Annotated in this window: 1 protein-coding gene; it reads left to right on the plus strand. The window is 33.2% G+C overall.

The window, feature by feature from the left end:
* Nucleotides 1-14 precede the first annotated feature (14 nt).
* Nucleotides 15-250 (plus strand): hypothetical protein (locus SB749_RS20285; RefSeq protein ID WP_410711896.1); only part of this gene is annotated, 236 nt, incomplete at its 3' end.

Below are 250 nucleotides of genomic sequence, written 5' to 3' on the forward strand. Positions count from 1 at the left end.
CTAGAGGTAAAAGAATGAGACTACAACAACGATTTATGTTATATACGTGTTTGATTGTTTGTATCAGCATCTTTGTTGGATTTATTTGTTCGAATTTGATTTACAATGCCTTTGTAAAAGAACAATTAAATGATCGTTATTTAGTCATTGCGGAGCAGTTATCGAAACAAATCAAAGAACACGAAATCACATTACAGGCATCTTCCGATTTTCTGCAAACCATGAGCGATCTAGGGTATCAAATTGCATT

Source organism: Brevibacterium sp. SIMBA_078 (genome assembly GCF_046534565.1).
GTDB lineage: Bacteria > Actinomycetota > Actinomycetes > Actinomycetales > Brevibacteriaceae > Brevibacterium.